Source organism: Neobacillus cucumis, from assembly GCF_002860255.1.
Classification (GTDB): domain Bacteria; phylum Bacillota; class Bacilli; order Bacillales; family Cytobacillaceae; genus Neobacillus; species Neobacillus cucumis_A.
This window is the reverse complement of record NZ_PGVE01000071.1, coordinates 44,678-54,689: the sequence shown is the minus strand read 5'-3', so window position 1 is coordinate 54,689 and position 10,012 is coordinate 44,678. Positions and strand designations below refer to the sequence as shown.

Annotated in this window: 13 protein-coding genes and 1 pseudogene; all 14 read left to right on the top strand. The window is 34.4% G+C overall.

Translation table 11 applies throughout. The annotated features are described in order from the left end of the window. Positions 1 to 157: 157 nt before the first annotated feature. Positions 158 to 306, top strand: a pseudogene (locus tag CVD27_RS28845) (metal-sensing transcriptional repressor); the annotation flags it as partial. A gap of 85 nt (positions 307 to 391) precedes the next feature. After that, positions 392 to 619: a sulfurtransferase TusA family protein gene (locus CVD27_RS19505; protein WP_101649610.1), complete on the top strand. Its 228-nt coding sequence runs from the start codon at positions 392 to 394 to the stop codon at positions 617 to 619. A 66-nt stretch (positions 620 to 685) separates the two neighbouring features. Further along, the gene (locus CVD27_RS19500; protein ID WP_101649595.1) at positions 686 to 1,165 is read left to right on the top strand and encodes a DsrE/DsrF/DrsH-like family protein; all 480 of its coding nucleotides are present in this window, start codon (positions 686 to 688) and stop codon (positions 1,163 to 1,165) included. A gap of 32 nt (positions 1,166 to 1,197) precedes the next feature. Next, positions 1,198 to 1,560: a rhodanese-like domain-containing protein gene (locus CVD27_RS19495; RefSeq protein ID WP_101649593.1), complete on the top strand. Its 363-nt coding sequence runs from the start codon at positions 1,198 to 1,200 to the stop codon at positions 1,558 to 1,560. A gap of 23 nt (positions 1,561 to 1,583) precedes the next feature. Continuing rightward, on the top strand, positions 1,584 to 1,880 hold the full coding sequence (locus tag CVD27_RS19490) for a rhodanese-like domain-containing protein (protein ID WP_101649590.1): 297 nt from the start codon (positions 1,584 to 1,586) through the stop codon (positions 1,878 to 1,880). Between the two features lie 52 nt (positions 1,881 to 1,932). Continuing rightward, entirely contained in the window at positions 1,933 to 2,508 is a 576-nt protein-coding gene (locus CVD27_RS19485; RefSeq protein WP_101649588.1) for a sulfurtransferase TusA family protein, read from the top strand. A gap of 53 nt (positions 2,509 to 2,561) precedes the next feature. Beyond that, the gene (locus CVD27_RS19480) at positions 2,562 to 3,689 is read left to right on the top strand and encodes an MBL fold metallo-hydrolase (RefSeq protein ID WP_101649587.1); all 1,128 of its coding nucleotides are present in this window, start codon (positions 2,562 to 2,564) and stop codon (positions 3,687 to 3,689) included. Between the two features lie 23 nt (positions 3,690 to 3,712). Further along, entirely contained in the window at positions 3,713 to 3,940 is a 228-nt protein-coding gene (locus CVD27_RS19475) for a sulfurtransferase TusA family protein (protein WP_101649585.1), read from the top strand. Positions 3,941 to 3,985: 45 nt separating this feature from the next. Then, complete coding sequence (locus tag CVD27_RS19470; RefSeq protein ID WP_101649583.1) at positions 3,986 to 4,762, top strand: sulfite exporter TauE/SafE family protein; 777 nt, start codon at positions 3,986 to 3,988, stop codon at positions 4,760 to 4,762. Positions 4,763 to 4,883: 121 nt separating this feature from the next. Next, positions 4,884 to 5,072 carry a hypothetical protein gene (locus tag CVD27_RS19465; RefSeq protein ID WP_101649581.1) on the top strand — a complete coding sequence of 63 codons (189 nt, stop codon included), beginning with the start codon at positions 4,884 to 4,886 and terminating at the stop codon, positions 5,070 to 5,072. A 327-nt stretch (positions 5,073 to 5,399) separates the two neighbouring features. Beyond that, positions 5,400 to 5,798, top strand: coding sequence for a DoxX family protein (locus CVD27_RS19460; protein WP_101649579.1), 399 nt, complete (start codon positions 5,400 to 5,402; stop codon positions 5,796 to 5,798). Positions 5,799 to 5,925: 127 nt separating this feature from the next. Then, a complete protein-coding gene (locus CVD27_RS19455; RefSeq protein WP_101649577.1) occupies positions 5,926 to 6,864 on the top strand; it encodes a ring-cleaving dioxygenase in 939 nt (312 codons plus the stop codon). Between the two features lie 192 nt (positions 6,865 to 7,056). Further along, positions 7,057 to 8,862 carry a cache domain-containing sensor histidine kinase gene (locus CVD27_RS19450; protein WP_180960362.1) on the top strand — a complete coding sequence of 602 codons (1,806 nt, stop codon included), beginning with the start codon at positions 7,057 to 7,059 and terminating at the stop codon, positions 8,860 to 8,862. Between the two features lies 1 nt (position 8,863). Continuing rightward, positions 8,864 to 9,931, top strand: a complete 1,068-nt coding sequence (locus CVD27_RS19445) for a response regulator (RefSeq protein WP_180960361.1) — start codon at positions 8,864 to 8,866, stop codon at positions 9,929 to 9,931. Positions 9,932 to 10,012 lie beyond the last annotated feature (81 nt).

Below are 10,012 nucleotides of genomic sequence, written 5' to 3'. Positions count from 1 at the left end.
TTTCCCTCTACTCGATTGCAAAAAAATTTAAGTTTTTATGTTGACAATATACCTACAGGGGTATAGTATAGAACTTGTCAATGACATTGGTTCATTGAAGGAGGGGTTAGATGATATTTTCTGTAGTAACTGTCATTGAGAAAAATTTCTTAAGTGATCTGCTGCTAGAACTGCCATAGACCGTATCATCTTGTTGTTGTAAGCTCCAACTTAGTCGAATGTGTTCAGAAAGCAGAACACCAAGGGGAAAAGAGTATGGAAGAATTAGTAAAAGAAGCTGTGAACCTGTTAGTAAAAAGTCGATAAAAAAGGGTTGACACATTATTGTATTTTGATTAACATTATACCCATAGGGGTAAAGGTAATGGTAAAAAAGGAGGAAAATAGATCAATGAATATAGCGAAAGTATTAGATGCAAAGGGTTTAGCTTGTCCGATGCCAATTGTAAAAACAAAAAAGGCGATGAATGAACTTCAATCAGGTGAAGTTTTAGAAATCCATACAACTGATAAGGGTGCAAAAAATGATCTTACTGCTTGGGCAAAATCAGGCGGCCATGAATTATTAAAGTATAATGAAGAAAATGATATTTTAAAGTTTTGGATCAAAAAAGGATAATTTTTTTTAATCTTTATAATACCAATACAGGTATAGGTTAATTTTATACATTTAGGAGGTTACAAGATGACAGAGAAAAAAAAGACGACGATTGTATTATTTAGTGGAGATTATGATAAAGCAATGGCTGCTTATATCATTGCAAATGGTGCAGCTGCCTATGACCATGAGGTAACCATTTTCCACACGTTTTGGGGATTGAATGCCTTACGTAAAGAAGAAAATATTCCATTGAAAAAAGGATTTATGGAGAAAATGTTTGGAAAAATGATGCCTAGAGGCGCTGATAAAATGGGACTTTCAAAAATGAATTTTGCTGGATTTGGCCCCAAAATGATTAAAGATATTATGAAAAAGCATAACGCATTGCCTTTACCACAACTGATTGAAATGGCTCAAGAGCAAGATGTAAAACTCGTTGCATGTACCATGACAATGGATTTACTAGGTCTCAAACAAGAAGAGCTTTTAGATAATATTGAATATGCAGGGGTGGCAGCTTATTTAGCGGATGCTGAGGAAGGTAATGTCAATCTGTTTATCTAAAATAAGGTTGTTCACTACAGGGAGGATAAGGAATGGAATATGTAAATTATCTTGTTATCGCACTATTTTTATACATTATATTCAAGCGTTTTGTACCAGCAAAAGATGTCAATCATATATCCACATCCGATTTGAAAACACAATTAAATGACAAGGATAAGCAATTTGTCGATGTTCGCACACCAGTAGAATTTAACGGAAACCATATTAAAGGTTTTAAAAATATACCTTTACAAAATCTTTCTCAAAAAGCAGTAAAAGAACTATCAAAGGAAATAGAAGTAATTGTCATTTGTCAAAGTGGAATGAGAAGTCAACAAGCAAGTAAAATTTTGAAAAAATTAGGTTTTAAAAAAGTGACGAATGTTAAAGGCGGTATGAGTGCTTGGTCTTAATAAAATAAGGGAGGAAGAAAAAAATGAAACAATTGACTGCAACTGAATTAGAAACATTATTAAATGAAGGAAAGAAATTAAATATCATTGATGTTCGTGAAGTGGATGAAGTAGCAGCTGGTAAAATTCCTGGAGCAGTAAATATCCCTTTAGGGTTAGTGGAGTTTCGCATGCATGAATTAGATAAATCAAAAGAATATATTATGGTATGCCGATCTGGTGCAAGAAGTGGCCGTGCCACGCAATTCCTTGAAAGCTATGGATTTGACGTGATAAACATGTCAGGTGGATTGCTTGCTTGGGAAGGTAAAATAGAATAAATTTTTTTAAGTCAAATTATACCCATATAGGTATTAAACAGGAGGTTTTATAATGGAAAACATGAAAGCAAACGTTACATTAGATGCAAAAGGATTAGCATGCCCGATGCCAATTGTTAAAACAAAAAAGGCAATGAATTCGCTGGAGTCAGGTCATGTTTTAGAGGTTCAAGCCACAGATAAAGGGTCTAAAGCAGATTTAAAAGCTTGGGCGGAAAGTACAGGTCACCAATATCTGGGTACAATCGAAGAAGGAGTAGTACTGAAACATTATCTCCGTAAGTCTTCTAACGAAGAAACGAATGAAAAAAAGTATCCTAATGTTACAAAAAATGAAATTCTTGAGAAGAAAGTGGAAGACAATGAGAACATCGTAGTTCTTGACGTAAGAGAAGCCGCAGAATATGCATTTAACCATATCCCAAATGCTATCTCCATACCTCTAGGTGAATTGGAAGACCGAATGGACGAGCTAAATAAAGACAATGAAATTTATGTTGTTTGTCGTACAGGTAACCGAAGCGATTTTGCTGCTCAAAAACTAGCTCAAAAAGGATTTACAAATGTAATTAATGTAGTACCGGGTATGAGTCAGTGGAAGGGTCAAACAACAGGAATTAACAAATAAATTAATTAGCATATTTTTTTAATCAAAATAATACCATAGGGGGTAACGAGAGAATGACTGTTAATGTAATGACTTCAAAAGAAGTAACCAAAAATGTTTTTAATAAAGAAGAACTATTTATTTTAGATGTTAGAAACGAAGCTGATTTTCAAGATTGGAAGATTGAAGGAGAAAACTTTGACTATTTAAATGTCCCTTATTTTGAATTGCTTGATGGTGTAGAAGAAATCATCGGAAAAATTCCATCAGATAAAGAAGTATTAGTTGTTTGTGCAAAAGAAGGTTCTTCAGTGATGGTAGCAGATATGCTTTCAGAAGCTGGGTTAAACGTGTCATACCTTAAGGGTGGAATGAAAGCATGGAGTGAACATTTAGAACCGGTTAAAGTTGGGGACTTAAATGATGGAGGCGAAATTTATCAGTTTGTACGAATTGGTAAAGGCTGCTTATCCTACATGGTTGTTTCAAACGGAGAGGCAGCACTTATTGATGCAACAAGAATGACTGACACCTATCTTGATTTTGCTGAAAGCATTGGTGCAAAAATCACGAATGTATTGGATACTCATCTTCATGCAGACCATATTTCAGGAGGACGTACCATTGCTGAAAAAACTGGTGCAATCTACTGGTTACCGCCTAAGGATGCTTCAGAAGTAACATTTGAGTACCAGCCATTAGAAGACGGAAATGATGTTAAAATTGGTGATACATTCATTAATATTCACGCATTATATTCTCCAGGTCATACGATTGGATCTACTTCTTTTGTTGTGGATAAGAAGTTCTTACTAACAGGAGACATTTTATTCATCGATTCAATCGGAAGACCAGACCTAGCTGGTAAGGCGGAGGATTGGGTGGGAGATTTAAGAGAAACGCTCTATAAACGTTATAGAGAATTATCAGAAGATCTTATTGTTCTCCCTGCACATTTTATGATTATTGAAGAACTAAACGATGATGGCAGTGTGTCAGAAAAATTACGTACATTATTCACAGAAAATCACGGTCTAAATATTGACGATGAAAATGAATTTAGAAAAATGGTAACCGAAAACTTACCACCACAGCCTAATGCTTATCAAGAAATTCGTGAAACGAATATGGGGAAAATTAACCCTGACTTAGATAAACAACGTGAGATGGAAATCGGACCAAACCGTTGTGCAGTTCGATAATACAAAACATGGGAGGAATAAGAATGGAAGTTTCAAAAGTATTAGATGCAAAAGGTTTAGCTTGTCCAATGCCGATTGTGAAAACAAAAAAAGCAATTGGTGAACTTGAATCAGGGCAAGTATTGGAAGTTCATACAACTGATAAAGGGGCAAAGAATGACCTAACAGCTTGGGCTAAATCAGGCGGTCATGAGTTACTAAAACATGAAGAAGATAATGGCATACTAAAGTTTTGGATTAAAAAAGGGTGAAAATAAAGGGAACCATTAATGGTTCCCTTTTAAGAGGAGGACAACATGGATATTAGCTTTATTATTACGATCTTCCTAATTGGATTTATAGGATCTTTTATATCAGGGATGTTGGGTATAGGTGGTGCTATCATTAATTTTCCAATGTTGTTGTACATTCCAGTGTTATTTGGAGTAGGACATTTTACAGCACACGAAGTTTCAGGAATAACAGCAATCCAAGTTTTCTTTGCCACAATTGGTGGAGTTTGGGCTTACCGAAAAGGTGGATTTTTAAATAAAACACTAATTACCTACATGGGAATCAGTATCCTGTTAGGAAGTTTTATTGGCGGTTTTGGTTCCACACATATGCCGGAGAGTGGTATAAATATCGTTTATGGGATATTAGCACTAATTGCGGTTATCATGATGTTTGTTCCCAAAAAGGGTATTGATGATATTGCTCTAGAACAAGTCAAATTTAACAAATGGCTTGCGGCATTATTGGCATTCATCGTAGGAATTGGAGCGGGGATTGTAGGGGCAGGAGGAGCGTTTTTGTTAGTACCAATCATGCTGGTGATCTTAAAGATTCCAACCAGAATGACGATTGCCTCTTCATTAGCCATTACATTCATTTCATCGATTGGAGCGGTTTCCGGAAAAATCTCAACAGGGCAAGTTGCCATTTTACCCTCGCTCATTATGGTTGTTGCCAGTTTAATTGCTTCCCCGATAGGAGCAAATGCTGGGAAAAAAGTAAATACGAAAGTTTTACAAATCATTATGGGAGTATTAATCTTAGCAACGGCAGTGAAAACATGGATGACAATTTTATAATAATAAGATTTTAGCGCCTTTTGGCGTTTTTTTGTTCCTTAAGAAAAACATTTTTACCTTAGGGCGTAATTCTACTTTACTTTTGGCAAAATTCTGATACTCTGACAACGGGGGTGATAACATGGACATTAATATTTCTGAAATTCTAGGTGCCCGCTACGATAACCTAATGGAAGCACAAGTTGATAAAAGTCCGGACGAAGTAGTTGTAACGAATGATGAAGAATCGTTTTATATCGTGAGTAAAGAAGTTTTTAATGACGATTTGATCTCATTGGGTTATAAAATCGTAGCAGCAGACGGAGAGTAATTCTCCGTCTTTTTACAACTTTTAAAGTAAATCACATTTGTAGAGGTACAATAAACATTGATCCCCAAACAATTTTTATTTACATTTTCTTATATAAATTAAGTAAATCCAAAGACTTTAAAAAGTAAATAAAAAGGTATTGACAAAAAAAATTAAAAGTAATAAAATTATCTCATATTCAAGATAAATTAATTCGAGATTTATTTAGGAGGTGGAACGGATATTTGTTGGAAATTCTAATGAGGCAGTTTTAATATAAGTAAGGAACAAAGTGCTTTTTTTTAAAATATATATCTCGAATTCGAGATAAAATGGGAGGATTTTAAAATGATAAATATAGGTTTATTAATTATTCGTTTGGTTGTAGGTTTACTATTTGTGGGTCATGGTGCTCAAAAATTGTTTGGCTGGTTCGGTGGTTATGGTTTAAAAGGTACAGGTGGATGGTTTGAATCCATTGGTATGAAACCAGGAGTAACCATGGCTCTATTCGCAGGATTAGCAGAACTTATTGGCGGAATATTATTTACTTTAGGCCTTTTAACTCCACTTGCAGGAATTATGATTGCAGGAACCATGATCATGGCAATTGTTAAGGTGCATGCAGCCAATGGAATATGGTCAACATCAAATGGATATGAATACAACCTTACTTTACTTGCAGTTGCTATTGGTATAGCTCTAATAGGTCCCGGTAAATATGCATTAGATGCATTTTTATTCTAATATATCTCAAATTAGAGAATCTTGATTTTTAAGTAAAGTTTCGGATTTTTATTTCTGAACTAGGAACAAAATAAGGTATCTAGTGGATTAATAGGAAGGAATTCTACAATAAAAAGGAGTGGGAAAAATGAGTAAAAAAATAATGGGCATTCATCATATTACTGCCATCGTCGGTCATCCTCAAGAGAATGTTGATTTCTATGCAGGGGTTTTAGGTTTGCGTCTAGTCAAACAGACAGTTAATTTTGATGATCCGGGTACTTATCATCTTTATTTCGGGAATGAAGGTGGTAAACCGGGAACGATCATAACATTCTTTCCATGGGCAGGAGCTCGACAAGGAATCATTGGAGACGGTCAAGTAGGTGTCACTTCTTATGTTGTTCCAAAAGGTGCTATGGAATTTTGGAAAAAAAGACTCGAAAAATTCAACGTCCCTTTTACTACAATGGAAAGGTTTGGTGAGCAATATTTAGAATTTGATGATCCGCACGGACTTCACCTGGAAATAGTTGAAAGGGAAGAAGGGGAAGTAAATACTTGGAACTTTGGAGGTATAACTCTTGAATTTGCTATCAAAGGGTTTGGTGGAGCAACTCTATTATCAACGCAGCCTCACAAAACAGCCGAGCTGTTAGAAAAAGTAATGGGTCTTGAATTCATTGCTAAAGAAGGAGATTTCTCAAGATATCGTTCCACTTCTGATATTGGAAATATAATTGACCTTAAATTAACTCCAATTGGAAGCGGGCAAATGGGTGTAGGCACCGTACACCATATTGCATGGCGGGCTATTGATGACCAAGATCAATTAGAGTGGCAAAAGTTTGTTGCTGCGAATGGATATGGAGTGACTCCTGTTCGGGATAGAAACTACTTTAATGCGATTTACTTTAGAGAGCATGGTGAAATTCTTTTTGAAATTGCGACGGACCCACCAGGATTTGCTCATGATGAATCACAAAAAACAATGGGGAAAAAATTGATGTTGCCATCACAGTATGAACCCCATAGAGCAAAAATTGAACAAGTTTTGCTGCCGATTGAAGTAAAAGAATTAGGCTGATAAATACAAGGAAATAGGATGGAAGGCAGGATTCAGACCTGCCTCTTTTTTTGTTTCCAGGGCACTACATTTCAATTAAGAGAGAGATTAAATCTATTTGAACCATTTGATTTTCCTTTAATTTCTTTTGACAATTCTTTCATTGAAAGATAAGTTTGAATAAAAAGACATTTATGAAAAGGAAAAAACATGATGTTTAAAAATACGACCTCACCTAGTTTCTGGCATTACATACAGCAAAATCTTATACATAAAATTAGAGCAAATTTACGATATAAATTAATGTTTGTCCTATTAGCCGTAATGATTGTCCCGTTACTGATCCTCATTATTTTTTCAATCAATGTATCACAGAGAAATTATGAAAAAGAAATCATTAGTTCAAATGAATCGAGAATTGTTTTAGCTGGAAAATATGTGGATGAAAAATTAAAAGAAAGTGACAAGATATTATTTGCCAGTTTAATTGATGAGAAATTAATTCCAAGTATCAGTCAAACTAGTGATGAAAGTATGCCTTTAAATTTTAGTACACTTAACTATATAAAAGACAAATTATATTCGATTTATTATAGGAATGAGTATCTTGATAGTTTTTCAATCTATTCAAAAGAGAAAAATACAGTCTACTCTTTAACAGAAGAAGATTTTAAAGTTTCGAAGATAACAAATCCTAAAGGAACCAAGTGGGCTAAATTAGGAGTCAATCCACATTATATTTTTGAAAATGGTGATTCGAAGCAAAATTTTTCACTAACAAGAAGTATTATTCGCTTCGATGATCGAAAAATGGTGGGCGGAGTTTCAATAGATGTGAAGTGGAATGTGGTAGACAGTGTCATTGAGATGTTGAAATCGGAAAAAGAAAGTTCTGTTTATTTATTAAATAACAAAGGTCAAATCATTTATAATCCTAATTTGAATAAAACTCCAACCGTTGAATTTAAAAAAATATTTAATCAAATCAACCATAGTAAGAAGAATATTTTCTATCTTAAATATAAAAAAGGTTTTATTTTTTATCAAAAGGCATTTAACAATAAGGTAGTCATTGTAAAGGTTATCCCTAAAACCATCATTATGGAGGGAGTAACTAAGACACTAGTTTATGCTATTATCATTAGTATTTTTTCCATAATATTGACAGTCATTCTATCAATCTATATCTCTTTAAGAACGACTAGACCTATTACTAATCTAGTGGATGCGATGCATGAGGTGGAAGAAAATAACTTTGATGTAAGAATTGAAACCGATCGCATAGACGAGATTGGCCTGCTTGAAAAAAGATTTACCTCTATGATTTATCGGATTAAAGAATTAATTGATAAAGAGTACAAGAGTGAAATTGCCACAAAAGAGGCCCAGTTTAAAGCACTTCAGGCACAAATCAATCCTCATTTTTTATACAATACCCTGCAATTAGTCGGTGGAATGGCTGTGGCCCATAATGCGGAAAAGATTTATCGAGTCATAAGTGCACTAAGTGATATGTTTCGCTATATAACAGGAAAGCAAGGAGATCTCGTTTTAATTGAACATGAAATCGAGCACATAAAGAATTATCTATATATACAAAATCAACGATTTGATGGAAAAATAGAGACGGATATTTTTGTTGAAGAAGGAGCAGAAGGATACCAAATCCCAATGTTAACCTTACAGCCATTAGTAGAAAATGCATTCATCCATGGATTTGAACAAAAAGTTGGAGTTTGGAAACTTTCGATTGAAGTACAAAAAGTATTTGATGAAATAGAAATAACGATTACAGATAACGGAATAGGAATCCCAGAAGGGAAATTGAGAGGTCTTATTGGACAAATCAATAATCTATCGCAGCCTTTTAATACCAATGGAAGTATAGGAATTAAAAATGTTGCTGCCAGAATTGGCTTATATTTTGGTAAAGAATACGGTCTTGATATTTTCAGTGAAGTTAGTCATGGAACGCAAATTGTTATCAGAATGCCAGCTAAGACACGTACGGAGGTATAAAATGATGAAAACATTAATTGTTGATGATGAAAAATGGACAAGAGAAACCATTAAATCGTTTGGGAAATGGGAGCAATATGGAATCAAAGCTATAATGGAGGCTGCTGATGGACAAGAGGGGTTGAAGATCATCGAACAATGGTCACCTGACATTGTCATTACCGATATGAAAATGCCTGGTGTAGACGGTATGGAATTGCTAAGGGTAGTAGCCGAACGTTTTCCACAGGTTAAACTCATTGTGGCAAGTGGCTATGATGATTTTCAATATATGCGCCAAGCGATTCGCTCGAGAGCCAAAGAATATTTATTGAAACCTATCCATGCAGACGATTTAAATTTAATTCTAGATAAATGTACAAAAGAGATCCAAAGAGATTCTAGGCCGCATTTGAAATCTTTTTCTTTTTTAAGTAAAGATCTCTCTACGTTAGTGATGGATTATAAAAGAACCGTTGTTTCTTTTTTGGATGAATTAAATGCAGATGGATTTGAAAGTGCCATGCAGCGATTTTTTTATGAATTTAAGAAACTTGATGATTTGGACGAAAACTTGCTTGCTAAGATTGAACAAGAATTCATACCTATTTTAGAAGAGCAAATGATAAAAAATGATTGCAATGTAATAGATGTATTTAAGAATGAGGAATTAATCTATGAAGGCGGACTTTCCCTCGATTTAATCATGAAGAAACAACTGCTTCTGGGTAATCGGTATATTGAATATATGCTCCAGCTTAAGAAACGAAAAGGAAGAGTGGACCTGGGGGAAATAAAAGATTATATCGAGCGGAATTTTTCAGAATCCCATCTTTCTTTGGATGTGTTGGCCAACAAATTTTTTGTTAGTAAAGAATACCTAAGCAAAGCGTTTAAAGCCATGTATGGATGCAATATTACAGAGTATATTGTTAGCCGAAGAATGGAATATGCGAAAAAATTAATAGAAGCAAATGAGCTGCAAATCAAAAGTATTGCCCAAATGTCTGGGTATGAAGATCTATCCTATTTTTATCGAGTTTTTAAAAAATACTTTAAAATTTCACCTGGAGAAATGAGACAAAGTTAAAAAAGTCCAAATGTAAGCGCTAATATTTTCAATATTCGTAAACAAGAGGAGAGATTATGATAAAGGTGTAAGTTAAAACTT